The organism is Salmonella sp. SSDFZ54 (genome assembly GCF_004010735.1).
GTDB classification, from domain to species: domain Bacteria; phylum Pseudomonadota; class Gammaproteobacteria; order Enterobacterales; family Enterobacteriaceae; genus Salmonella; species Salmonella enterica.
Genome location: NZ_CP034819.1, coordinates 3,807,753 through 3,833,937, shown reverse-complemented (window position 1 = coordinate 3,833,937; position 26,185 = coordinate 3,807,753). Strand labels below are relative to the sequence as shown.

Genomic DNA, 26,185 nt, shown 5'->3' with positions numbered 1-26,185 from the left:
TCGCCAGGGGTGCTCAGCATAAGCCGTAGATATCGGTAGAGTAACTATTGAGCAGATCCCCCGGTGAAGGATTTAACCGTGTTATCTCGTTGGAGATATTCATGGCGTATTTTGGATGATAACGAGGCGCAAAAAATGAAAAAGACAGCTATCGCGATTGCAGTGGCACTGGCTGGTTTCGCTACCGTAGCGCAGGCCGCTCCGAAAGATAACACCTGGTACGCTGGTGCTAAACTGGGCTGGTCTCAGTACCATGACACCGGCTTCATTAACAATGATGGCCCGACTCATGAAAACCAACTGGGCGCAGGTGCTTTTGGTGGTTACCAGGTTAACCCGTACGTTGGCTTTGAAATGGGCTACGACTGGTTAGGCCGTATGCCGTACAAAGGCGACAACATCAATGGCGCTTATAAAGCTCAGGGCGTTCAGTTGACCGCTAAACTGGGTTATCCAATCACTGACGATCTGGACGTTTATACCCGTCTGGGTGGTATGGTATGGCGTGCAGACACCAAGTCTAACGTCCCTGGCGGCCCGTCTACTAAAGACCACGACACCGGCGTTTCCCCGGTATTCGCGGGCGGTATCGAGTATGCTATCACCCCTGAAATCGCAACCCGTCTGGAATACCAGTGGACTAACAACATCGGTGATGCCAACACCATCGGCACCCGTCCGGACAACGGCCTGCTGAGCGTAGGTGTTTCCTACCGTTTCGGCCAGCAAGAAGCTGCTCCGGTAGTCGCTCCGGCACCAGCTCCGGCTCCGGAAGTACAGACCAAGCACTTCACTCTGAAGTCTGACGTACTGTTCAACTTCAACAAATCTACCCTGAAGCCGGAAGGCCAGCAGGCTCTGGATCAGCTGTACAGCCAGCTGAGCAACCTGGATCCGAAAGACGGTTCCGTTGTCGTTCTGGGCTTCACTGACCGTATCGGTTCTGACGCTTACAACCAGGGTCTGTCCGAGAAACGTGCTCAGTCTGTTGTTGATTACCTGATCTCCAAAGGTATTCCGTCTGACAAAATCTCCGCACGTGGTATGGGCGAATCTAACCCGGTTACCGGCAACACCTGTGACAACGTGAAACCTCGCGCTGCCCTGATCGATTGCCTGGCTCCGGATCGTCGCGTAGAGATCGAAGTTAAAGGCGTTAAAGACGTGGTAACTCAGCCGCAGGCTTAAGTTTCCGTCTGATAAAAAACCCCGCGTCGCGGGGTTTTTTGCTCTGGTCTGGGTGACAACGCCTTTCAGCGTTACTTCTTGCCTAATAACGCCTGTAAATCCTGCTTTAACGTGGTCATTTGCGTGGCATATTTCTCTTTATGCTCCGCGTCTTCTATCAGTTGCACTATCGTTTCGGATAATGTTTTACCGCGTCGCTGCGCAAGGCCCGCCAGACGCTGCCAGACCATAAACTCTAAATCGATAGATTTTTTGCGCGTATGCTGATGTTCCGCATTGAAGTGTCGTTTGCGTCTTGCCCGAATGGTTTGTTTCATCCGATTAAGCAAGGCAGGATTCATATGCCTGTCTATCCAGACATTTACCCGCACCGGTTCATTTTCGAGGGCCAACAACAAATTGACGGCTTCCTGGGCAGCACTGGCTTCCACGTAGCGGGTGATCAACTCCCCTTCGCGGTGCTTTTTCACCAGATATTTCCATTTCCAACCGCTTTCAAGATTTTCAAGTTGTTGATATTTCATTGCGATCCCAACGTTACCGTGTAACTGTTATCAGAATATCAGTTTTTTAGCCATCTGAAGAAAAGAATCTCTAACCTGTGAATGGTTACACGTCTTCATATTACTTTGCATTCGCTTTCCGCGTGTGCAGCGTGACGGGTTAGGCTATAATCCCCCCTTTTACAACAGACTAAAAAACCTCAACTTTGACCATTACGAAACTTGCATGGCGTGATCTGGTGCCGGATAGCGAAAGCTATCAGGAGATATTTGCACAGCCACACGCGACTGACGAAAACGACACCTTACTCAGTGATACTCAGCCACGACTGCAATTTGCGCTTGAGCAGCTTATTCAGCCGTGGAGCTCATCCTCTTTTATGCTGACTAAAGCGCCTGAAGAGCAAGAGTATCTCACTTTACTTTCAGATGCCGTCCGCGCTCTGCAAACCGATGCCGGACAATTAACCGGCGGACATTATGACGTTTCCGGGCATACTGTTCATTACCGCGCCGCGCAGAATGCGCAAGACAACTTTGCCACCGTCACACAAGTCGTCAGCGCGGACTGGGTCGAAGCCGAGCAGCTCTTTGGTTGCCTGCGGCAGTATAACGGCGACATTACCCTGCAGCCGGGACTGGTTCATCAGGCGAACGGCGGCGTGCTGATTATTTCCTTACGAACCCTTCTGGCGCAGCCGTTACTGTGGATGCGTCTGAAAGCCATCGTTAGCCGCGAGCGTTTTGACTGGGTGGCCTTTGACGAGTCGCGTCCATTACCGGTCTCCGTGCCATCAATGCCGCTCAAACTGAAGGTGATTCTGGTTGGCGAACGTGAATCACTGGCTGATTTTCAGGAGATGGAACCGGAGCTCGCGGAGCAGGCTATCTACAGTGAATTTGAAGACAATTTACAGATAGCGGACGCAGAAGCTATGACCCTGTGGTGTCAATGGGTGACGCGTATCGCTTTACGCGATAATTTGCCCCCTCCGGCTCCGGACGCCTGGCCCGTTCTGATACGCGAGGCTGTGCGCTATACCGGCGAACAGGATACGCTGCCTCTTTGCCCACTGTGGATAGCCCGCCAGTTTAAGGAGGCGTCGCCTTTATGCGAAGGCGATACCTGCGGCGCAGAAGCGCTCAGCCTGATGCTTGCCCGACGCGAATGGCGAGAAGGCTTTCTGGCGGAACGGATGCAGGATGAGATTCTGCAAGAGCAGATCCTGATTGAAACCGAAGGCGAACGCGTTGGACAAATCAATGCGCTTTCCGTCATTGAGTTTCCCGGGCATCCTCGCGCCTTTGGCGAACCGTCGCGAATTAGCTGTGTTGTGCATATCGGCGATGGCGAATTTAACGATATTGAGCGCAAGGCCGAACTTGGCGGAAATATCCACGCTAAGGGAATGATGATTATGCAGGCCTTCCTGATGTCGGAGTTGCAGCTGGAGCAACAAATTCCCTTCTCTGCCTCGTTAACCTTTGAGCAGTCCTACAGCGAAGTGGATGGCGATAGCGCCTCAATGGCGGAATTATGTGCGCTCATCAGCGCGCTGGCCAATGTGCCGGTGAATCAAAACATTGCGATTACCGGCTCGGTCGATCAGTTTGGTCGCGCGCAACCGGTGGGTGGGCTAAACGAAAAAATTGAAGGTTTCTTCGCCATCTGCGAGCAGCGGGAATTAAACGGTAAACAGGGCGTGATTATCCCTGCCGCCAATGTCCGCCATCTCAGTCTTAAATCTGAACTGCTGCAAGCGGTTAAAGAAGAGAAGTTCACTATCTGGGCGGTAGACGACGTGACCGACGCCTTACCGTTACTGTTAAATCTGGTGTGGGATGGCGAAGGTCAAACGACGTTGATGCAGACTATCCAGGAGCGTATCGCGCAGGCGACGCAACAGGAAGGCCGTCATCGTTTCCCGTGGCCATTACGTTGGCTGAACGCTTTTATTCCGAACTGATCGGACTTGTTCAGCGTACACGTGTTAGCTATCCTGCGTGCTTCAATAAAATAAGGTTTACATAAAACATGGTAGATAAACGCGAATCCTATACAAAAGAAGACCTTCTTGCCTCTGGTCGTGGTGAACTGTTTGGCGCTAAAGGGCCGCAACTCCCTGCACCGAACATGCTGATGATGGACCGCGTCGTTAAGATGACCGAAACGGGCGGCAATTTCGACAAAGGCTATGTCGAAGCCGAGCTGGATATCAATCCGGATCTATGGTTCTTCGGATGCCACTTTATCGGCGATCCGGTGATGCCCGGTTGTCTGGGTCTGGATGCTATGTGGCAATTGGTGGGATTCTACCTGGGCTGGTTGGGCGGCGAAGGCAAAGGCCGCGCTCTGGGCGTGGGCGAAGTGAAATTTACCGGCCAGGTTCTGCCGACAGCCAGGAAAGTCACCTATCGCATTCATTTCAAACGTATCGTAAACCGTCGCCTGATCATGGGTCTGGCGGACGGTGAGGTTCTGGTGGATGGTCGTCTGATCTATACCGCACACGATTTGAAAGTCGGTTTGTTCCAGGATACTTCCGCGTTCTAAGTGTTGAATTGATATTCCTCGCTATCGGTATCATGCTTGCAAAACCCATAAAGGCGAAACCTCCGCACTGCGGAGGTTTCTTTTTCTAAAGAGACAGAATCAGGCCATTACCGCCCTGTCCTCCATGGCTTGTCGCCAACCTCCCAACCAGTATGACCGTTGATTCAGCGTCTGATAGGGACACATTTCTTTTGATCGTCCGGCGATGCCGGCCTGATATCCACGTTGATGTGCCCGTTCCAGGCGATCTCGTTTTTGTCTCTTCATGCCTCGTTTCCCTCATATTTGTATCTGGTGGAAAAGAAAACAGTGATTACAAAATGTGCAATCACACTACACGAATACCTCTAAATGGATCGCCCGTCAATGCGCAAAATTCACACCAATGTCATATTTGTGAGCTATACGGTAAATCATTTGTACAAAAAATGTGAGCCATAACAACTATTTTTCCGGCGTCAAAAATAAAAAAACCGCCTCAGGCGCACGACCTGAAGCGGTTAAATTTACATTACTTTTATCTCAGGGAAGGCGCTTTATCTCATCTGCGATAGCGGCTGCTTCCTGACTCCATGCGCTTGCCAGTACTTTGACCATCTCATCATAGCCATCTTTCTGCTGACTGGCTTCGATATGGAAAGGCCGCTTAATCAGCTGTCCATTGTGGTTTAATAACCACTCCCCGCTGACGATAACCTTACCATCGTAGCGTCCATGGAATCCGGTTACGGTAACGTTTAACGTATCCTGGGTGGTTCCCAACGGCTGGGAAGCGACGACCCAGCCAGGAAGCCGGGCGCTAAGATTCGCCACCAGCGTGTTACGTAATTGCTGGTCCAGCGGGCTGGCCCACAGATTGTTATTGGCAATCACATACTGAACATCACTGGTTTGATACACCACACCGTTACCTGCCAGATAGTCAGGTACGGAAACCTGCTCTACCCATAAGAGACGGTTGCCCTGACTTGCGGTGCTTTGCACACCGCTTTGCGCTATCGGGAGCTGATAATAGCTTTTATTCTCTCCGCCGGAGCTACATGACGCCAGCCAGAACGCCATTATCACGACTAGCCATTTTTTCATTGTTTCGCCCTCTTAGGCTCAGGATCTTTTTTATCCTTCGCTTCAAATACCAGCGCGTTGCTCTTCTCGTTCAGAGTTTTCAACACCGGTTGTAACTCACGAAGCACCTGATCGAGACGCTGCATATCCGCCACCATTTTGTTATACGCCGCCGATCCAGGCTGGAAGCCTTGCATACTGCGGTTAAGTTCGCGTAACGTCGTTTGCATATCTGCCGGAAGCTGCTGCATCGACTGACTGGAGGTAATCTTGTTCATATTATCCAGCGTGGTTTGCAGCCGACGCATAGTACGCTGGCTTTCAGACAGCGTATTGGTCGCTTGTTCAATCATCGGATTCAACGGCAGGTTGTTGATCTTATCCAACGTTTCCACCAGTCGCTGTTGAATTTGCGCCAGGCCGCTGCTGACAGTGGGAATAATTTCATAACCATCAAATTCGCGTAGCCCGGTGATCGGCGGCTCCTTAGGATAAAAGTCCAGATCGACATACAGCGCCCCGGTCACCAGGTTGCCGGTTTTAAGCGAAGCGCGTAAACCGCGCTTAAGCAGTTCCGTCAAATGCGCGCCAACATCCGCATTTTCTCCCAGTTGCGCTTTCAGACGCTCCGGTTCAATGCGCACCAGCACAGGAATACGGTAATCGTCGTTAAATACCTGGCGCATTTTAGACGCAAAGAAAGGCACTTTGCTTACCGTCCCCAGACGAATACCGCGGAACTCCAGCGGCGCGCCGGGTTGTAATCCGCGCACCGAATCTTTAAAGAACATCAGGTAATCGATATGATCGGTATACAGCGAATCCTGAATACTTTTTTGATCGTCGTAGAGATTAAACGCCGTTTTTTCGGCGACGGGTTGCCCCTGCTCAAGTCCTTCCGGCACATCAAAACTCACGCCGCCGCCAAACAACGTCGTCAACGATCCCATTTCCACGCGCATTCCCGCCGATGTCAGATCCACAGCGATACCGCTATCTTTCCAGAATCGGACATTACTGGTGACCAATCGATCGTTTGGCGCCTTAATGAACAACTGATAACTCATTGTCCGTTTTTGCGGATCGAAAGAGCTGGTTTCAACGGATCCTACCCGATAACCCCGGAACAGAACGGGATCGCCAGGACTGAGCTGACCGGCCTTTTTGCTGTCCAGAATCACACGAATACCTTTGGCATCGGGCGGCGCCAACGGCGGTGAGTCAAGAAGCTGATAGCTTTCCGGCTGACTGCCCTTACTTCCTGGTTGTAGTTCAATATACGCGCCTGATAGCAGCGTCCCAAGCCCGCTGATGCCTTCACGCCCCACCTGCGGTTTTACGACCCAAAATACCGAGTCTTTATGCAGCAACTTTTCCATACCGGAATGAAGCCGCGCTTTGATTTGTACATGGGTCAGATCGTCAGTCAGCGTCGCGCTTTCAACCACGCCGACATCCACGCTGCGACTTTTGATCGTCGTTTTTCCGCCTTCAATGCCTTCCGCATTGGTGGTAATTAAGGTAACTTCCGGTCCCTGGTGGCTGTAGTGATAAAACAGAATCCAGGCTCCGATAAGCGCAGTAACAATCGGGAATATCCAGACAGGCGACCAATTTTTCACCTTTTGTACTTTGGCTTCCCCTTTTTTAGGTTCCATGCTATCAGGACTCCTCATGGCCTGGTTCGTATTCACGATCCCACGACAGACGCGGATCAAAGGTCATCGCAGAAAACATTGTCATTATGACGACTAAAGCAAACATCAACGCACCCATCGCAGGATAAATATTCATTAACCCTCCCATGCGCACCAGCGCAGAGAGTACGGCAATGACAAAGACATCAATCATTGACCAGCGCCCCACAAACTCCACTACTTCATAAATAAAATGCATCCGTTCACTGTCGCGCTTACCGTGGCCTTTCGCATCCCAACAAAGCCAGGCAATGGCGATCATTTTTAGCGTCGGCACCATAATACTGGCGAGAAAGATAACCGCCGCCACCGGATAAGACCCCTCGCTCCACAGCAAAATCACGCCAGCCAGAATGGTCGACGGCATTTTCGAGCCCAGTAAGTCGGTAATCATAATCGGCAAAATATTGGCGGGCAGATAAAGCATGATCGAGGTAAATAATAACGCCAGCGTCCACTGCAAACTGTTTTTACGCCGGACATAGCCTTTCGTATGGCAACGCGGACAGACGAGACTCTCCGCAGGCAGGATCGCCGTACAGCAGGCGCAAGAACGCAAAGACTGCCGGATACCGGTAATCCCCGGCGTTAACGGCTGCGCCAGTGCAGGCTGCGGGGCGATATCATCCCACAACCAGCGGCGATCGACACACTGGAACGCCCGCAGTTGAACGAGACAAAATAAGCACCAGGGAATAAAACTGCTGCCGATGCCGATATCGCCGTAGGCCATCAGCTTAACAAAACTGACCAACACCCCGGCGAGAAATATTTCTGCCATTCCCCACGATTTGAGGAGGAAAAAGATCCTTGCCAGCGTTTTTTTTACCGACAACGGCAGACTGGCGCGGTTGACAAGTAATAGAATGGTCACCAGGCAAAATGCCGGCACCAGTTGGACAAATAACAAAAAGAACGTGCCGAGGCTGGCGTAATCTTCAGAAAACATGACGCCGGGGATTTCCAGAAGCGTGACTTCGCTGGTGACGCCCGCGACATTCATATTCACGAAGGGAAAAAGGTTAGAAAGCAGCAACATAAATAGTGCCGCTAACGCATAGGCGGTAGGACGCTGCCGGGGCGCGTCCCACTCGGTCGTTAACGTTGCGCCGCATCGTGGACATGCTGCTTTTTGCCCATGCGAGAGGCGGGGTAAAGCCACCAGCATGTCGCATTGCGGGCACAATATGTGCTTCGCAGCATGGTGATGTTCACACATAGGCGCTCCTTTCGTTATGCCCCGTTTTTCAGGCCTTCAAGATACTCCCAACGTTCGAAGGCTTGCTCAAGTTCTTGCTCCGCCTGACTTAAATCGGCCAGAACTTTTTGCGTTTGCTCATGGGGTTGGCTAAAAAAGGCCGCATCCGCAACCTGCGCCTGTAGCGCTTCCAGCTTCGCTTCCAGGTCTTCAAGCTGACCGGGTAACAGCTCCAGCTCGCGCTGCAGTTTATAGCTTAGTTTGCTACTGCCACGTTTTACAATTTCTGCTTTAGGGGCAATAACTTCCTCATTTTTTTTCGCCATCGGCTGTTTCGTCGCCAGATGCTGCTCTTGCTGCGCACGCGCATCATGGTAGCCGCCGATATAACGTCCGATTTTGCCGCCGCCCTCGAAAATCCAGCATTCCGTCACGGTATTATCGACAAATTGCCGATCGTGGCTGACCAGTAGTACCGTGCCCTGATAGCCATCAATTAATTCTTCTAATAGTTCCAGCGTTTCGACGTCAAGATCGTTCGTTGGTTCATCGAGAATTAAAAGATTGCTCGGCTTGAGGAACAGTCGCGCCAGCAGCAGACGGTTACGTTCGCCGCCGGAAAGCGCGCGAACGGGCGTCATCGCCCGTTTGGGATGAAACAGGAAGTCCTGCAAATAGCCCAGTACATGGCGCGGCTTACCGTTTACCATCACCTCTTGCTTGCCTTCCGCAAGGTTATCCATCACGGTTTTTTCCGGATCCAGTTCGGCGCGATGCTGATCGAAGTAGGCGACTTCCAGCTTCGTTCCCACGTGAATGCGCCCGCTGTCAGCCTGAAGCTGTCCCAGCATCAGTTTCAGTAGCGTGGTTTTACCGCAGCCGTTCGGGCCAATTAACGCAATCTTGTCGCCGCGCTGTACCTGAGCGGAGAAATCTTTTACCAGTTGTTTTCCTTCTACCTGGTAATCGACGTTTTCCATCTCAAAAACGATTTTACCGGAGCGCGTCGCCTCTTCGACCTGCATCTTCGCCGTGCCCATCACTTCCCGGCGCTCGCTGCGTTCACGACGCATCGCTTTTAACGCCCGCACGCGCCCTTCATTACGGGTGCGGCGCGCCTTGATACCCTGGCGAATCCAGACTTCTTCCTGCGCCAGTTTGCGATCAAATTCCGCGTTTTGTAATTCTTCTACGCGCAGCGCTTCTTCTTTCTCCAGCAGGTATTGATCGTAATTTCCCGGATAGGTAACCAGTTTGCCACGATCGAGATCGACAATGCGGGTTGCCATATTGCGAATAAACGAACGATCGTGAGAGATAAAAATAATCGTTCCGTTAAAGGTTTTCAGAAACCCTTCCAGCCAGTCGATAGTTTCGATATCCAGATGGTTAGTCGGTTCATCCAGTAACAATACGCGCGGATTGCTGACCAGCGCCCGACCCAGCGCGGCTTTACGCAGCCAGCCGCCGGAGAGCGACGACAGCGCGGCGTTAGGATCGAGTCCAAGCTGCTCCAGCACTTCATTAATACGGTTTTCCAGCTGCCACAGATTATGATGATCGAGCTGTTCCTGTACGCGCGCCATTTCATTGAGGTTTTTCTCGCTGGGATCGGTCATCACCAGACGGGAAATCTCATGATAGCGCTTGAGGTATTCCGCTTGTTCTTCGATACCTTCGGCGACAAAGTCATAGACGCTGCCCGCAATATTACGGGGCGGATCCTGTTGCAGACGCGCGACGATCAGATCCTGCTCATAAATAATACGCCCATCGTCCAGACCCTGTTCGCGGTTGAGGATCTTCATCAAGGTGGATTTCCCGGCGCCGTTACGCCCCACCAGACAGACGCGTTCGTTATCTTCGATATGCAACTCTGCGTTATCGAGAAGCGGCGCGTCGCTGAACGACAGCCATGCGCCATGCATACTGATTAATGACATTTACTTTTCCTTTCAGGCGGCGCGGATCAGCCAGCAGTTATGAATCTGACGGTTACGGGCAAAATCCGGGGAGAGCGTTTTTTGCGTAATTTCTTGTGCAGTAAGCCCCAGCTCAGCCAGCCCTTCCAGATCCATACGGAATCCGCGCTTATTATTTGAGAACATGATGGTGCCGCCTTTACGCAGCAGACGTTTTAAATCTTTCATTAACGCGACATGATCGCGCTGAACATCAAACGACTCTTCCATACGTTTTGAGTTAGAGAACGTCGGCGGATCGATAAAGATCAAATCGAACTGTTCATTCGCCTCGCGCAGCCAGCCCAGGCAGTCGGCCTGAATCAGGCGATGCGCGCGGCCGCTCAGTCCGTTCAGACGCAAATTACGTTCGGCCCACTCCAGATAGGTGCGGGACATATCCACCGTTGTGGTGCTGCGCGCGCCGCCCAGACCCGCATGTACGCTGGCGCTGCCGGTATAAGAAAAGAGATTCAGGAAATCTTTGCCTTTGCTCATTTCTCCCAGCATTCTGCGGGCAATACGGTGATCGAGGAACAGACCGGTGTCGAGATAATCCGTCAGATTTACCCATAAGCGCGCATTATATTCGCTGACCTCAAGGAACTCGCCCTTCTCGCTCATTTTCTGATACTGGTTTTTTCCTTTTTGCCGTTCACGGGTTTTTAACACCAGTTTATTCGGCGGAATACCGAGCACTGACAAGGTTGCCGCAATAATATCGAACAGACGCTGCCGCGCTTTTTGCGCATCCACCGTTTTCGGCGGCGCATATTCCTGAATCACCGCCCAGTCGCCGTAACGGTCTACCGCCACGTTATATTCCGGCAGGTCGGCATCATACAAGCGATAGCATTCAATCCCTTCCTGGCGCGCCCATTTCTCCAGCTTTTTAAGATTTTTACGCAGGCGATTAGCGTAATCTTCCGCCACCGTCGCCGGCTTACTGTCCGCCGTGGTTTCCGCAATATGATAGTTTTTCTGCACGCAGTCCAGCGGGCCATTCTTGGCTTTAAACTGTTTGTCGGCACGTAATTGCAGGCTGCCCAGCAGATCGGGCGAAGCGCTGAACAGCGACAGGTTCCAGCCGCCAAACTGATTTTTCATGGTACGGCCCAGCAGGCTGTGCAACGCAATCAGCGCCGGTTCGCTGTCCAGACGTTCGCCGTAAGGCGGGTTACTGATCACCGTACCATACGGGCCTTTCGGCAATGGATTACTCAGTTGCGCCACATCTTTCACTTCAAAGGTGATAAGCTCGCCGATACCGGCGCGACGGGCGTTGCTGCGCGCCCGCTCAATGACGCGCGCATCGCTGTCGGAACCGTAGAAATGAGAGGAATACTCCGCCAGTCCCTTACGCGCCCGGGTCTGCGCTTCGGCTTTCACTTCCTGCCAGATAGCCTCGTCATGCTGCGCCCAGCCGCTAAATCCCCAGTGACCACGGTGCAGGCCCGGCGCGCGATCGGTCGCCCACATCGCGGCTTCAATCAACAGTGTCCCCGAACCACACATAGGGTCGAGCAGCGGCGTACCTGGTTGCCAGCCGGAACGCATAACAATCGCTGCCGCCAGCGTCTCTTTAATTGGCGCCAGCCCGGTGCGATCGCGATAACCGCGCAGGTGCAGGCCATCACCACTGAGATCCAGCGCAATGCTGGCAGTTTCTTTATTCAGCCAGACGTTAATACGGAGGTCCGGCGATTCGCGGTCCACATTTGGCCGCGGAAGATTTTTCCGCGTAAACGCATCGACAATCGCGTCTTTAACTTTCATCGCGCCATACTGACTATTACGGATGGTGTCGTTCAGGCCGCTGAAATGCACCGCAAACGTCGCGCCAGGATTAAAAATCTCTGTCCAGTTTATCGCCTGAACGCCGAGGTAAAGATCGAGATCGCTGTAGACCTTGCACTCACCCATCGGCAGGATAATACGCGAGGCCAGGCGGCTCCACATCAGGCTCTGGTAAATAAGCCGCGTGTCGCCCTGAAAATGGACCCCACCCTGAACAACCTGACACCCTACGGCGCCCAGTTTTTCCAGTTCAGTTTTTAACAGCTCTTCCAGCCCGCGGGCCGTACTGGCAAACAGAGAATTCATATTGTCACTTTTACGCTAAGAAAATTGTTGCGCATTATAGCTAATCTCACGCCCATGTCATAAAGTTGAAGGCTTATTTTCATTTGAGGGACTGTACGGTGGCGACGTTATCACGGCTCTTTATTCATCCGGTCAAATCCATGCGCGGCATTGGCCTCACTCATGCGCTGGCAGATATCAGCGGCCTGGCTTTTGATCGCATCTTCATGGTGACCGAGCCTGACGGCACATTTATTACCGCCCGCCAGTTTCCACAAATGGTACGTTTTACCCCCTCTCCCTTACACGACGGCCTCCATTTGACCGCGCCAGACGGCAGTAGCGCGCTGGTTCGCTTTACGGATTTCACCCCGCAGGATGCGCCGACCGAGGTCTGGGGAAACCATTTTACCGCTCGCGTCGCCCCGACGGCGATTAATCAATGGTTGAGCGGCTTTTTCTCCCGCGATGTCCAGTTGCGCTGGGTTGGGCCGCAGTTGACGCGCCGGGTCAAACGACATAACGCGGTGCCGCTGGGATTTGCCGATGGCTACCCGTATTTATTGACCAACGAAGCCTCGCTGCGCGATCTGCAACAGCGTTGTCCAGCAGGCGTACAAATGGAGCAATTTCGCCCAAACTTAGTGGTTTCCGGCGTAGCGGCCTGGGAGGAAGATAGCTGGAAAGTGCTTCGCATTGGCGATGTGATTTTTGACGTCGTGAAGCCCTGTAGCCGCTGTATTTTTACAACCGTCAGCCCTGAAAAGGGGCAAAAACATCCTTCCGGAGAACCGCTGGCGACACTGCAAGCTTTTCGTACCGCCCAGGACAATGGCGATGTGGATTTCGGTCAGAATCTGATTGCCCGCAATAGCGGCGTTATTCGCGTCGGCGATGAAGTGGAGATTCTGGCGACAGCCCCGGCAAAAGCTTATGGCGCCACAATGGTCGACGACAGCGTTACGCCAGATAAACACCCGGACGCGAGTGTAACCATCGACTGGCAGGGGCAAACCTTCTGCGGGAATAATCAACAAGTACTACTGGAACAGTTGGAGAATCAGGGGATTCGTATTCCGTATTCTTGCCGGGCTGGTATCTGTGGTTGCTGCCGGATACGTTTGCTGGAAGGCGAAGTAAGTCCGCTGAAAAAATCGGCTATGGGTGACGATGGTACGATTCTGAGCTGTAGCTGCGTGCCTAAGACCGCGTTACGACTGGAAAATTAAACCGCTTGTTCAAGGCTGAAACTGTGACAGTGAACCTGCGGTTTCAGCCTGTCGTTCATAATTTTAATCGCATCGCCAAGCTGCATGGTTCGGCCTGCTATCACCACGCCCGGCTGGGCCAGCAGACACAGCGCGGCATTTTCTCCCGGCTCAACGACCAGCAAATTAACCTGTTCCGCCGTATCGCTTAACCAGACGCTTGCGGCATCGCCCGTTCCCGGGGTCCACATTTCGCCATGCGCCACAAAATGCCAGCTTTTTGGCATCTGCGGTTTGAGATAGCGAATCGCCACCAGCGCATTCAACACCAGCTCCGCGCGTTGCTCTTTGGTTAATTCGAAATCCCGGCATTTTTCTTCAAAGGAAAAATAGAGCGCGGCATCATCCACACAAAAACCGGTCGGGCAAAACGCGTCCGGCGTAAGCATTTTACGAGAGAAGCGCGAGCGAAAAAGCATACCATTGGCGAGATCGAGCATCATACGATCGTGCTCTTCATCATAATACCAGCGCCAGTTATCGTCAGGTTTAATTCGCATTACCTCTCTCCCGCTTTTAAGCAACTCGTAACAGCATTGTCCTTTTGCCGCTTCGTTTATTACCCCAATAATAAAAGCCTAAAATGTCTAAATAAGCAACAGTGGAGAAATATAAAACAACCAGCGCCGGAAATAAAGCCCTGGTTGTCTGATAAAGGCTAAAGTTTAGATGTGCGTTACGATTTCTTTAATCAATGGCGGGCCTTTAAAAATAAAGCCGGAATAAATTTGTACCAGCGTAGCTCCTGCCGCTATCTTCTCGCGCGCGGCGATAACTGAGTCAATGCCGCCGACGCCGATAATAGGCAATTGTCCCTTTAACTCCTGGGATAAACGGCGAATAATTTCTGTGCTTTTTAATTGTAATGGCCGGCCACTTAATCCCCCCGTTTGCTGGCAATTTTTCATTCCTTGTACCAGAGAACGATCGAGGGTGGTATTTGTCGCAATCACCCCATCAATATTATGACGAAGCAGGCTATCGGCAACCTGGATCAATTCTTCTTCACAAAGATCCGGCGCGATCTTTACTGCCACCGGCACATATTTATGGTGGATCGCCTGAAGATCGTTTTGCTTATTTTTAATGGCAGTTAACAGATCGTCCAGCGCATCGCCATACTGGAGCGTACGTAGCCCTGGCGTATTCGGCGAAGAAATATTAATGGCGATATAACCCGCATAAGCATAGACTTTTTCCATACAAATCAGGTAGTCATCTTTGCCATTTTCGACAGGTGTATCTTTATTTTTACCGATGTTAATTCCCAGAATACCATCAAAATGGGCTTTTTTAACATTCTCGACCAGGTTATCGACGCCCAGATTATTAAAGCCCATCCGATTGATGAGACCTTCAGCATCCACCAGACGAAAAAGACGCGGCTTATCGTTACCCGGCTGTGGGCGCGGCGTCACGGTGCCGATTTCCAGGGAGCCAAACCCCATCGCGCCTAACGCGTCGATGCACTCCCCGTCTTTATCCAGACCGGCAGCCAGCCCCAGTGGATTTTTAAAGGTAAGTCCCATGCAGGTAACCGGCTTTGTCGGTACTTTCTGGCGCACCAGCGCTTCCAGTGGCGTACCTGTAATGCGGCGTAATTGTTGAAATGTAAATTCATGAGCGCGCTCTGGATCGAGCTGGAAAAGGGCTTTACGAACGAAGGGATAGTACATGAACTCTCCTGGATTCCCGGTGTGCAAACCGGGGGCGTATTATGGGCGATAACAAGGCAAAAGGGAATTGACCTACGGCAATAAATAGCAATCGTTTTCCTTCATTCTCACTTCACGTTTCGCCAGCGAGCGTCATCGTCCGGCAAAAAAATACCCGGCAGCGCTAACGCTTACCGGGCATGTCTTACCTCTTTATAACGGATACTGTCAGGCTAACGCTTTAGTTATCTTCTCGTACAGATCGCCGGAAAGATTCTCCAGTCCTTTTAACTGCTCCAGCGCCGCGCGCATTTTCTCCTGACGCTTATCATCATAACGTTTCAGACGAATCAGCGGTTCAATGAGGCGAGATGCTACCTGCGGGTTACGGCTATTCAGATCGGTCAGCATCTCGACCAGGAACTGGTATCCGCTACCGTCTTGCGCATGGAACGCCGCCGGGTTGCTGCCAGCAAACGCGCCAATTAATGAACGGATGCGGTTCGGGTTGCTCATACTGAAAGAACGGTGTTTGAGCAGGCCGCGTACGGTCTCCAGTACATTTTCCGCCGGGCTTGTGGATTGCAGGATAAACCATTTATCCATCACCAGGCCGTCCTGATGCCACTTATCGTCATACTCCTGCATCAGCATATCGCGGCACGGCAACTGCGCCGCCACCGCAGCAGACAGGGCCGCCAGCGCATCGGTCATATTATTAGCGTCGCGATACTGTTTGCTGACCAGCGTATTAGCCAGCTCCGTCTCGCCAAACGCCAGGAAGCGCAGGCAAGCATTGCGCAGCGTGCGCTTACCGATATCGCCGTGATCAACACGATACTCATCCAGATGATTGGCGTTATAGATAGCCAGGAACTCATCCGCCAGTTCTGCCGCCAGCGTACGCGTTAGCGCTTCACGAACTTGCGCAATGGCGATCGGGTCAATGACCTCAAACAGCTCCGCAATTTCATTGGCCGAAGGCAGCGTTAAAATTTCTGCGGCCAACGCCGGATCGATTTTCTCATCCAACAGTACTGCGCGGAACGCATCAGCGACATGCACCGGAAGCGATAGCGGTTGCCCCTGCTGATGACGCGCCACATTCAGTTTAATGTATGTGGCCAGCAGGCTTTGCGCCGCATCCCAACGGGAGAAATCATTGCGCGCATGGCGCATCAGGAACGTCAACTGCTGATCGCTCCATTTATATTCCAGCTTCACCGGCGCTGAAAACTCGCACAGCAAGGCCGGAACAGGCTGGAAGTAGACATTATCGAAGGTAAATGTCTGCTCCGCCTGCGTGACGTTCAGCACGGCATTGACCGGATGACCACCTTTTTGCAACGGAATGACGTTGCCTTCGTTATCGTACAGTTCGATGGCGAATGGAATATGCAGCGGCTGCTTCTCCGCCTGATCCGCCGTCGCAGGAGTGCGCTGGCTGATGGTCAACGTGTACTGCTCGGTTTCCGGATTATAATCATCTTTTACCGTTACAATCGGCGTGCCGGACTGACTGTACCAGCGGCGGAAATGGGACAAATCGACATTAGAAGCATCTTCCATCGCCTGTACGAAGTCATCACACGTCGCGGCGCTGCCGTCATGGCGCTCAAAATAAAGCTGCATCCCCTTCTGGAAATTTTCCTCACCCAGCAACGTGTGGATCATGCGAATGACTTCCGCACCCTTTTCATAAACGGTGAGGGTGTAGAAGTTATTCATTTCGATGACTTTATCCGGGCGGATAGGATGCGCCATCGGGCTGGCGTCTTCCGCGAATTGTAAACCGCGCATGGTACGCACGTTACTGATGCGGTTCACCGCGCGTGACCCCAAATCAGAGCTAAACTCCTGATCGCGGAACACGGTTAGCCCCTCTTTCAGGCTCAACTGGAACCAGTCGCGGCAGGTGACGCGGTTGCCGGTCCAGTTGTGGAAATACTCATGGCCTATCACGCGCTCAATATCGAGATAATCTTTATCCGTCGCGGTATCGGTTCGCGCCAGCACGTATTTGGAGTTAAAGATATTGAGACCTTTATTCTCCATCGCGCCCATATTAAAGAAATCCACCGCGACAATCATATAGATGTCAAGGTCATATTCGAGCCCAAAACGCGTTTCATCCCATTTCATGGAATTTTTCAGCGAGGTCATTGCCCACGGCGCGCGATCCAGATTGCCACGGTCAACGTACAGTTCTAATGCGACTTCACGCCCGGAGCGGGTGGTAAAGGTATCGCGCAGCACGTCAAAATCACCGGCCACCAGCGCAAACAGATAACACGGTTTCGGGAACGGATCTTGCCACTGAACCCAGTGACGGCCATTCTCCAGTTCACCCTGCGCAACACGGTTGCCATTGGAAAGCAGGAACGGATATTTGCTTTTATCGGCAATAATTTTGGTGGTAAATCGCGCCAGTACGTCCGGGCGGTCAAGATACCAGGTAATATGGCGGAAGCCCTCCGCTTCACACTGGGTACAGAGCGCATCGCCGGACTGGTACAATCCTTCCAGCGCCGTATTCGCCGCCGGACTTATCTCGTTGACAATGCGTAACGTAAAACGCTCTGGCAGGTCGCTGATGATAAGCGCGCCCTCTTCTTCCTTATATGCTGTCCACGGCGCATCGTTGACGTGGATAGATACCAGCGTTAAATCTTCCCCATCAAGGCGAAGAGGCGCATCAGGCGCGCCATGACGAACAGCCTGGCTTATTGCGGTGACCACGGTTTTTTCGGCATCGAGGTCAAAGGTCAAGTCAATATCAGTAATCTGGTAATCCGGCGCGCGATAGTCATGGCGGTATTTGGCTTGTGGCTGTTGTGTCATAAAAAACCTTTCGCATCTTTGTGTAGAGTGTCGACTCCAGTCTATTCCTGTTGCGCAAATCGCGCTACGCAGAATGTTCATCTTTTCAGGCACAAACGGCCTATTTGCTACATTTTTATAATATGTACTCATAGTTTTTAAAATCGATAAAGATCGTCCAGGAGCGCTTTAAACAAGGGATGAGCGAGATCGAGATGAAGCTTGATTAACGAACTTTAACGAACTTCACAGACCACTTTTGCCCCATCCATGCCCCACACATAATTTTAGTCAACGCCAGACCCCATCAGCCCTGCAGGGAAAATCGATAACAAACACGCCCGCAGTATGTTCCCCAAAATTTAAAAACAAGTGGTTCATGCCTTGACAGACAAAACCGCCAAAGCAAAAATACTGTATATACAAACAGTTATTAGCGAAACACGTATGTTCGTAGAACTGGTTTATGACAAGCGTAATGTTGAAGGACTCGAAGGGGCCAGCGAGATCATTCTGGCCGAACTGACGAAGCAGGTGCACCAGATTTTCCCTGATGCCGAAGTGAGGGTGAAGCCGATGCAGGCAAACTGCTTGAATAGTGATGCCAACAAAAGCGATCACGAAAAGTTGAACAGATGCCTGGTTTCAGATTAAACACATTGATTAGCCATTCTTAACCAGTAGAATCCGCCGCGACTGGCAACCATTCAATATTCGCACTATCGAACGATCGCCAGTTTGCCGCAGGCCGTTCCTGCATACGACGTGGCTGCGGCACCGATCATACCGGGCAGTCGTCAAACCTCCAGGATCGCGCATCGTCAACGATGCAGGTGATCGTGAACAAGATATAGTTTTCCACAGTTCGTACAGGATAGGCCTCCTTATTGCTGCCTTCGCAGTGACAGTAACTGTCCCTGTGTTTTCACATCCTAACCTACCATGTTCCCGATAAGTTAAGTATATGAGCGTAGAGGAGCTTTTCGACCATGGGCACAACCTCTAAATCTGAAGGGAGTTCATCAATAGATACAATAATGAACGTTTCTTTAAAGATCTTTGTAGTCAGTCCCTGTTAGGTTGTCGTGACATAAGAATATCGCTTAATTTTGAATACAGGGAAATGTAATTGATTATAAATGTTGGACATGTAGCTACAGAAAAATTCGACACAACTGGAGTGAGCGCCTGTAACAACCAACAGAGTACTTCAGTTGATTTATCCTCCTGTATTATTAATGCTGCTTCAGAATGTACCGTTTTTGTCAGAACAATAATAAAGAAATCGGACAGTTATGATGCTATGCAAATTGACAGGCTTAAAATTGATACGCAGGAAAAATACGACGCTCTTAATTTACAAAGAGAACATCACAAGAAATTTCTGCAAACTATAAAAGCAAACTCTTTTGACAGAGCTATGGCTGAAAGACCAGAAAACCCAATATCTCTGAGTCTAATATATTCTTCCATTGATTCAATAAAATATAACACAGGGAACTGTGCTGATATGTCGCTAATTTTAGGTGCGATTATTGCAAAATATATACCACAAAGACTAACCGGAATAGGATTTTCGAAAAATAATGTATTTGATGCCAGAATAAGCACATCCCTTATGTATAATAGCGCGTCAGGAGGGAATCATGTGGTCGTTTTTTTGACTTTTACTGATTCAAAAGGAATATCGGAATATATACTTGACCCTTGGCTGGATGCGCGCATTTTCAAAAAGGAAGAGTCATATGAAATTTATAAAAACAATAGCAGTGAATATATCAATGAAAATCATTGCTTCGAAGCATACGATAAATACACTGCTATAATGAATAGCGCAGAATATATAGACGCCATAACAAAGACAATAAATCTTTTATATAGAGTTAATCTTGATGAAATTCAATTAACAAATCCATTTAAGTTTATATAATTAACTCTTATGGCTGATTAAAGGAGTGTTATTTTCCCATGAATGGCATCAAAGGCATGTTACTCGCCGGAAATTTTCTGTACAACGTCGAAACGCCAACATCATAAATAATCGCTACCTGCTGTCGCGGTACTCCCGCCCCAATCAGGCGCCCGGCCTGCGCCCATTGTTCCTGTGATTATTATTTAATAACGATTACGAAAACAAAAACTCAACTAACTGAATTAAATAGAATTAAAAAAAGTGACATATAAAAATGTACTTAATTATGTACTTCTGAAATCGTCAGCATACGATCTGCTGATCAACATACGACGTTACATCACAATAGAGGTCTATACGATCTATAAACCTATAAACACGGTTACAGTCAGTCCTGACTAAACAGCAGCCGGCCTACCGCAGTCACGTTCTTGCAGACAACGTGACTGCGGTAATCCATCCCACCGGATTGTCTTCAAATTCTCCATGTTGCTGAATCGGCTAACAGCTTCTTAAACGATCGGTATTAGGCTAGGTTCTAAATCTTGCCTGAATGAAAATAAATGTAATAATGATAGCTTGGTATTGACATATAGATTGAAAAAGCGCATGAAAATAGGATTCCAACCAGCCATATTGCAATATGCATATACAAGTAACGAGGCGACATCAAACCTTGAGTTATTAAATAAATGGAGAATAGAATCCCCAGATATTGAGAAGGAGGAGCGTAATAGTATTTACGACAAAATAATAGAAGCAAATCATACCGGGAGCTTATCAATTACTGCTCATCATGTTACCTCTATTCCGGTATTTCCTGATAATTTATCCGAGTTGAATTTATCTTCATGCTATACACTGGAGTCTATTCCAAATCTTCCTGATGGGTTAAAAAGTTTAACTATATCTGGAAATCAGACCATTAAAATTTCATATTTCCCAGATAGCTTAGAGTCACTATCTATAGATATGCAGGCATATGAAGAAAATTATACTTTCCCCGCATTACCTTATGGATTAAAGAGTTTTACTGCGTGCTATGGTAAATTTTTGCCTCCCCTTCCTCCGCATCTATCTTCTTTGTCATTGCAAAATTTCCCTGAAATATTATGTGCTGAGTTACCATATAAATTAGATAAATTAGACTTACAAAATTGCCCTTTCTTGCCATTAATGAAAATGTTACCTGAGGGGTTAAAAGAACTAAGTATTGAACTTATACAAACAGTTCCCGGTACTGTTATAGATGATATTTTGCCTGATAAGCTAAAAAAATTAAGTATCAACTTTTGTGATAATATTAAACTTCCAGTTAAGCTTCCTGTTAATTTAAAGTCTATCAATTTATCCTCAAGGACCCCTATTGTATGGGAAATACCAACCTGCAATCTGCCTGCACATATAGATATTAGTACCGATGGTTATGTTAAGCTTAATCCTGAATTTCTTACCAGGAGTGATATTACCTTTAGTAACAAACCTGCAGGAGATGCGTTAAGTTTTCAGCCTGGAGATGTGGTTTATGGTTTATGTAAGGCAAGAGATCGAGTAAATACTTTAGTTAATTCGTTATATTATTTTTCAAAAAAAGATATTATTATTCAAAATACATTAACAGATGCGGTCTGGGACAGGAAGAATAGAGCCGTGTTTAATAAAGATGAGAAGATAGCAGAAAGATTGAATGATGTTCAGAGAGGGACTTTTTTTAGAGAATTTTTATCTCAACATAAAAAATACAATATTACCGAAGATAAATATTCAGACTTATCCAATGAGGAGTGCTGGATAAAAACAAGTAAAGCCGGTCTTGAATTCCAAACACGATTAAGGGAACGGTCAGTTATTTTTGTCATTGACAATTTAGTTGATGCTATAAGTGATATCGCAAATAAAACAGGAAAGCATGGTAATTCTATTACAGCACATGAGCTAAGATGGGTATATCGGAATCGACATGATGATCTGGTAAAACAAAATGTTAAATTTTTTCTTAATGGTGAGGCTATTTCACACGAAGATGTTTTTTCATTAGTTGGTTGGGATAAATATAAGCCTAAAAATGGAGTGTGATATTTAACGTGTGATTCATAGAAATCGTTGACTTTAAAAATAAAATATGCAATTAATATATTTATATATAGAGCAGTCCTATTGGAGTTAAGAATATATACTACCCCTAACTCTAGACTACATGCCAACTTTACTTAGTATCATATTTTCTTGCTACATATCTGTTTGGCAAGGGTATGAATAAAAAAACAAGATTAATTTAATTGATATCGCAACAGATAAGCACTTGCATTTATCTTTAAACCTTTTTATGGCCAACCAGATTTTTCACCATCTGCGCACGTTTATTCGGGCATGCGTTGAAAACCTGCAAAAAAGAAAAATATCGATGCTTATTATTTTTTCTTTAAGTAAATTTTCGCTCAACAAACTTAATTGTTTATTCAATGACGATGAAGCGTGAACTATGCTGGAAATGAAGGAAGTCAACAGTAAGGATAGTCTGAATATTCACGGGTGATATTATGAGACATCGTATATTTTTCCCATTGCTTCTGGTGTTGTCGGCTACAGCCTTTTCGGCATCGGCGATGGCCGCCAGTGATACAAAACCCCCACCAGATAATACAAAATCCGCCTCCAGTGGACTGCCGCCAATACCCGCCCCATTTATTCGTCCCCCCTGGTGTGACAACTGGCCACCAGATATAGAAAAACCACCAGAGTGGTGTCAGATTTGTGGTTGTTAATTTTTTACAGAAGGCTGTAACAACCATATCAGTACTGATGGTATATCTGGTTATTATGCTTCATCAGTTCCTCCTGAACTGAATATTACTTCAGGCTGGTGTATTTTATTAATGCCAGCCTGTTTTTTCACAACGTCATATTACTGGTTTACAGGCACTTCCGGCCAGTCAGGATTTGTGGTATCCACCCGGTTAACCAGTATCCTGTATTTTTTCCATTCGTCGAGCTGCGCTTTCTCATCATCTGTTGCGATATCAAGATCAACAGCATCCTGTAACGGCGCGATTTTTTCAGATGCTATTTGCAGGAGCCTGTTTTTGGTTTCTTCCGCCTGACGAAGCTGCGCTGCTTTTTCAGCCGCTTCGTCTTTTACCCAGACCTTAGCCTTACTATCCCATTTCTGGTATTCACCACCTGGTGAAACTGATGTGACATTTTCGGGCAACGGACCAGGAGCGGAGATATAAACCTGATTGCCGGTTGTTGTGTCGTAAACCATCTCGCCGCGGTGATCCTCATGCAAACTCCATGTCTGGGTTTCAGCGTCAAATATAGCAATATGACTGGCGGGAATATCAGGAGGGGCGATATCAGTACAGTTTGCCGGTAGTCCTGTGTGCGGCGGAATATACGCATCACCTGCACCAATAAATTCGTTAGTATCTGAACGCAGATTGAAAATTTTAATTGTCTGCGCCTGTTCGCTCATTTTAAAAGTCATTATGCCAGCCTCACTATGTAGTTAAATGCAATATTTTTAACCGTGGTTTCCGCATTACCGTCTGCGTCCACAATAACGACGTGACCGTGTGGACCGATATACATGGTGTGCTCGTGTCCTCCGATATAAACTGTATGCGCATGGTCGCCAGCGGCCTGTGTCCATGCACCACCTCCAGGCTGAAATGAGGTGTGATTGGAATCTCCCCAGTATGAATTGATATAACCGCCGAACTGGTGAGTATGATTGCCCGTGGTATTGGTCGATTTCGTGCCGTAATCAAAGGATGAGGTAGATTTTGTCCCTAAGTCAGTATCCTGCGCCCGCGCGGTGTGCGAGTGCGATTTGTTGCCGTCCATTTCTTGCGACAGTACAGCACGTCCACTGATGGGCTTACCCTTTATTGTCCAGCCTCGCATGTCAGGGATAATGCCGGACGGATACGCTACAGCCAATAACGGGTAAGCAGATTTATCAAATGTTTGCCCCTGCATCAGGGCGTAACCGGCAGGGATGGTGTCAGACGGCCACGGAAGGGGAACGCCGGGCGGACACGACATCAGGGGGCGCCAGGTAAAACTGGAACCATTGGTTGCGTCATAGCGTATGCCAGTCCAGGTATTACCGGCTGAGTCTGTTATCTGAACGACACAACCGTTTGCACAATCGCGCTTGGCAATCACTTCCAGGAAAACATAATCGTTTACCGGCAATATTGTTGCCGGAGCTTTATTGCTGGCAAACCGGCGTGCGCCAGATGGCAGGTTACTCAAATCATCGGCGGAGCTTATCCACATAACAGGCTGTTCAGCAAGACCGGTCTGGGTGTCGTCTATAGCTCTTTTGGCGGAGGAAATACGGATGTCGTCACCAGCGGCTACAGTGCCTAGCGTAGTGCCGACGTTGAGTGTAGCGCTGTTGCCAAGTTGGAGGGACTGACGGGCCAGCGCTTTATCTGGCACATCATTCAAGTTCTGGTCTTTTTGCATGGCGCCAGTGGCACGACTTATGGTTTCTCTTAAACCAACGTATTCGATAAGACCGTCAACGCTTTTTCCTGACAACGCCGTCAGGGTTTCGTCCAGCGGCTGCTTGCCCGCCAGTTTATTCAGTACTGTGGTGGCAAAGTTCGGATCGTTTCCCAACGCGTCAGCCAGTTCCTGCAGGGTGTCCAGCGCTTCCGGCGCAGAACCAACCAACTGTGCCACTTTCGCCGCAACAAACGCTGCTGTGGCAATTTCAATACCTGCAGCTGTGGTTTCCGGCGTTGGTGCCGTTGGCGTACCGGTCAGTGCCGGACTGTCCAGCGGCGCTTTGGTCTGTGCCTCAATCATGACAGCTTTGACCGCCTTTGGCGTGGCTGCCAGCGCTTCGCTGTCACTGTCCGTGGCGCTGCTTAACTTAACGATACCTTTTTTCGTCAGGCTGGCATCTTCCAGGGAAATCACGTCCGCAATGTCTTCTGCCCGTTTTGCGGCATCTTCTGCTCTGGTGGCTGCTGCTCCGGCAGCAGTACTGCTTTGCGCCGCCAGTGATGCGCTGGTATCAGATGCGGCGGCGTGGGTGGATGCCTCCGATGCTGATGACGAGGCGGCTGTTGCGCTGGCCGCTGCTGTACTTGCTGACGTTGCTGCGTTTGTCTCAGATGTTTTCGCTGCGGCTGCCGATGCGGCTGCCGCCTTTTCCGACGCTGCCGCCGCAGTGACTGACGCACCTGCATCACCGGCACTGGAAGCCGCCTGCGTTTCTGACGTCTTCGCGGCGGTTTCGGATGCTCCGGCGCGCGCTGCTGATGTCTGCGCCGCCGTCGCGCTGGCGGCTGCGGCAGCAGCTGAATCGCCGGCGGCAGTACGGGAGACATCTGCATTCGCTTCAGATGTTTTCGCTGCGGCTGCCGATGCGGCTGCCGCCGTTCTGGCTGTGTCAGCCGACGCCGCGCTAGCTGATGCCTCCCCAGCTTTTGTGGTCGCCGTACCTGCGCTGCTCTCCGCAGACGCTGCGGATGAGGCTGCCTGTGTGGCTGATGCTTCTGCCGCTCCGGCTGCATTCACTGCTGCCGTGGCGCTTTCCGCCGCCTGACCTGCTGATGTCTGCGCCTGTTCAGATGCCTGCCCTGCGACAGTGGCATTCCGCGATGCCTCCGATGCCTGGCGGGCAACTTCTTCCACCATCGCCTCAAAACGCCGCAGCGCCTCCGGGCGGACGTCGTCTTCCGTCATGGCCCCCAGAAAATCATTCAGGGTGCCCGGCTTTGAATCATCGTAGACCGTAATAACTCCGGCATGTGACGGGGGATATCCTTCCACCAGGAGCGTGACAGTGTACTGCCCCTGCTCCACATCCATGCTGTAGCGCCCGGCGTCATCCGGATTTTCCGATGCCACCGTATTCACGACCACCGTCGTACTGGTCCGGCTGGCTTTCAGCTGAATGGTGCAGTTCTGTATCGGCGTTCCCGTACCATCTTTCAGTACGCCGGAAATAAGTACTGGCATATTACCTCCATAAAAAAACCCGCCCGCAGGCAGGCTTCAGATTTATTCACATCTCAGCACTGATTATCCGGGTCACGTAAATATGCCGGCAGAGAACACTGGACGCTCCGCGTGATTGTTTTTCCCTTTGCCTCACGGTGCTGTTTCTGCCCACGGTCGGTGCCGGTATAAATCCGGGTCTGGTTTTCAATATTGCTGTTGCCGCTTCCTCTTCCGTTATCGGCAACGGCAGCAGTGGAAAATAAAACGGACAGGGAAAGCCCTGCCGCCAGAGAAATTACGCGCGACATAGTCATATCT

Annotated in this window: 20 protein-coding genes and 2 pseudogenes; 7 read left to right on the top strand and 15 right to left on the bottom strand. The window is 49.9% G+C overall.

The window, feature by feature from the left end:
• Positions 1–135: 135 nt before the first annotated feature.
• Positions 136–1,188 carry a porin OmpA gene (gene ompA, locus EOS97_RS18845; RefSeq protein ID WP_001670727.1) on the top strand — a complete coding sequence of 351 codons (1,053 nt, stop codon included), beginning with the start codon at positions 136–138 and terminating at the stop codon, positions 1,186–1,188.
• Positions 1,189–1,259: 71 nt separating this feature from the next.
• On the opposite strand, the gene matP is transcribed toward ompA, so the two are convergent.
• Entirely contained in the window at positions 1,260–1,712 is a 453-nt protein-coding gene (matP, locus tag EOS97_RS18840) for a macrodomain Ter protein MatP (protein WP_000877172.1), read from the bottom strand.
• Between the two features lie 185 nt (positions 1,713–1,897).
• Here matP and EOS97_RS18835 point away from each other — a divergent pair, with 185 nt between their 5' ends.
• Both EOS97_RS18835 and fabA read left to right on the top strand, forming a co-directional pair.
• Positions 1,898–3,658, top strand: coding sequence for a Lon protease family protein (locus EOS97_RS18835; protein ID WP_000156458.1), 1,761 nt, complete (start codon positions 1,898–1,900; stop codon positions 3,656–3,658).
• A 68-nt stretch (positions 3,659–3,726) separates the two neighbouring features.
• The gene (gene fabA, locus EOS97_RS18830; RefSeq protein WP_000227928.1) at positions 3,727–4,245 is read left to right on the top strand and encodes a bifunctional 3-hydroxydecanoyl-ACP dehydratase/trans-2-decenoyl-ACP isomerase; all 519 of its coding nucleotides are present in this window, start codon (positions 3,727–3,729) and stop codon (positions 4,243–4,245) included.
• Positions 4,246–4,344: 99 nt separating this feature from the next.
• Here the strand turns inward: fabA and rmf are convergent, their stop codons facing one another.
• The 6 genes from rmf to rlmKL all read right to left on the bottom strand — a co-directional run bounded on the left by rmf (position 4,345) and on the right by rlmKL (position 12,269).
• Positions 4,345–4,512 (bottom strand): ribosome modulation factor, encoded by a 168-nt coding sequence (gene rmf, locus EOS97_RS18825; protein ID WP_001537784.1) that lies wholly within the window; start codon positions 4,510–4,512, stop codon positions 4,345–4,347.
• A 255-nt stretch (positions 4,513–4,767) separates the two neighbouring features.
• Positions 4,768–5,331, bottom strand: a complete 564-nt coding sequence (pqiC, locus tag EOS97_RS18820) for a membrane integrity-associated transporter subunit PqiC (RefSeq protein ID WP_000759136.1) — start codon at positions 5,329–5,331, stop codon at positions 4,768–4,770.
• Positions 5,328–6,968 (bottom strand): intermembrane transport protein PqiB, encoded by a 1,641-nt coding sequence (gene pqiB / locus EOS97_RS18815; RefSeq protein ID WP_000433414.1) that lies wholly within the window; start codon positions 6,966–6,968, stop codon positions 5,328–5,330. Before pqiB ends, pqiC begins: the two co-directional genes overlap by 4 nt.
• 4 nt (positions 6,969–6,972) lie before the next feature.
• A complete protein-coding gene (gene pqiA / locus EOS97_RS18810; RefSeq protein ID WP_000333152.1) occupies positions 6,973–8,226 on the bottom strand; it encodes a membrane integrity-associated transporter subunit PqiA in 1,254 nt (417 codons plus the stop codon).
• A gap of 14 nt (positions 8,227–8,240) precedes the next feature.
• A complete protein-coding gene (locus tag EOS97_RS18805) occupies positions 8,241–10,148 on the bottom strand; it encodes an ABC transporter ATP-binding protein (protein WP_000053050.1) in 1,908 nt (635 codons plus the stop codon).
• A 12-nt stretch (positions 10,149–10,160) separates the two neighbouring features.
• Positions 10,161–12,269, bottom strand: a complete 2,109-nt coding sequence (rlmKL, locus tag EOS97_RS18800; RefSeq protein ID WP_001086481.1) for a bifunctional 23S rRNA (guanine(2069)-N(7))-methyltransferase RlmK/23S rRNA (guanine(2445)-N(2))-methyltransferase RlmL — start codon at positions 12,267–12,269, stop codon at positions 10,161–10,163.
• Positions 12,270–12,367: 98 nt separating this feature from the next.
• Between rlmKL and EOS97_RS18795 the strand changes: the two genes are divergently transcribed.
• Positions 12,368–13,477, top strand: a complete 1,110-nt coding sequence (locus EOS97_RS18795) for a YcbX family protein (protein ID WP_000224070.1) — start codon at positions 12,368–12,370, stop codon at positions 13,475–13,477.
• Here EOS97_RS18795 and zapC read toward each other — a convergent pair.
• The 3 genes from zapC to pepN all read right to left on the bottom strand — a co-directional run bounded on the left by zapC (position 13,474) and on the right by pepN (position 18,012).
• Entirely contained in the window at positions 13,474–14,016 is a 543-nt protein-coding gene (gene zapC, locus EOS97_RS18790; RefSeq protein ID WP_001220671.1) for a cell division protein ZapC, read from the bottom strand. The two genes, EOS97_RS18795 and zapC, sit on opposite strands and share 4 nt — an antisense overlap.
• A 165-nt stretch (positions 14,017–14,181) precedes the next feature.
• Entirely contained in the window at positions 14,182–15,192 is a 1,011-nt protein-coding gene (pyrD, locus tag EOS97_RS18785) for a quinone-dependent dihydroorotate dehydrogenase (RefSeq protein ID WP_000291723.1), read from the bottom strand.
• 207 nt (positions 15,193–15,399) lie between these two features.
• Positions 15,400–18,012 carry an aminopeptidase N gene (gene pepN / locus EOS97_RS18780; protein ID WP_000193774.1) on the bottom strand — a complete coding sequence of 871 codons (2,613 nt, stop codon included), beginning with the start codon at positions 18,010–18,012 and terminating at the stop codon, positions 15,400–15,402.
• A gap of 426 nt (positions 18,013–18,438) precedes the next feature.
• On the opposite strand from pepN, the gene EOS97_RS18775 reads away from it, so the two are divergent.
• Together EOS97_RS18775 and EOS97_RS18770 are read left to right on the top strand one after the other, a co-directional pair.
• Entirely contained in the window at positions 18,439–18,645 is a 207-nt protein-coding gene (locus tag EOS97_RS18775) for a DinI-like family protein (RefSeq protein WP_000497440.1), read from the top strand.
• A 475-nt stretch (positions 18,646–19,120) separates the two neighbouring features.
• The gene (locus tag EOS97_RS18770) at positions 19,121–19,921 is read left to right on the top strand and encodes a hypothetical protein (protein ID WP_001536069.1); all 801 of its coding nucleotides are present in this window, start codon (positions 19,121–19,123) and stop codon (positions 19,919–19,921) included.
• A 28-nt stretch (positions 19,922–19,949) separates the two neighbouring features.
• Here EOS97_RS18770 and EOS97_RS18765 read toward each other — a convergent pair.
• A pseudogene (locus tag EOS97_RS18765) lies at positions 19,950–20,099 on the bottom strand (helix-turn-helix domain-containing protein); the annotation flags it as partial.
• 389 nt (positions 20,100–20,488) lie between these two features.
• Here EOS97_RS18765 and gogB point away from each other — a divergent pair.
• On the top strand, positions 20,489–21,979 hold the full coding sequence (gene gogB, locus EOS97_RS18760) for a type III secretion effector GogB (RefSeq protein ID WP_010835411.1): 1,491 nt from the start codon (positions 20,489–20,491) through the stop codon (positions 21,977–21,979).
• Positions 21,980–22,249: 270 nt separating this feature from the next.
• On the opposite strand, the pseudogene EOS97_RS27260 reads toward gogB, so the two are convergent.
• The 4 genes and pseudogenes from EOS97_RS27260 to EOS97_RS18745 form a co-directional block, all read right to left on the bottom strand.
• Positions 22,250–22,408, bottom strand: a pseudogene (locus EOS97_RS27260) (hypothetical protein); the annotation flags it as partial.
• Positions 22,409–22,808: 400 nt separating this feature from the next.
• Entirely contained in the window at positions 22,809–23,390 is a 582-nt protein-coding gene (locus EOS97_RS18755) for a tail fiber assembly protein (RefSeq protein WP_000143168.1), read from the bottom strand.
• On the bottom strand, positions 23,390–25,885 hold the full coding sequence (locus tag EOS97_RS18750; protein WP_023193196.1) for a phage tail protein: 2,496 nt from the start codon (positions 25,883–25,885) through the stop codon (positions 23,390–23,392). The genes EOS97_RS18755 and EOS97_RS18750 overlap by 1 nt, the downstream gene beginning before the upstream one ends.
• 53 nt (positions 25,886–25,938) lie before the next feature.
• Positions 25,939–26,181 carry a hypothetical protein gene (locus tag EOS97_RS18745; RefSeq protein ID WP_000178849.1) on the bottom strand — a complete coding sequence of 81 codons (243 nt, stop codon included), beginning with the start codon at positions 26,179–26,181 and terminating at the stop codon, positions 25,939–25,941.
• Positions 26,182–26,185 lie beyond the last annotated feature (4 nt).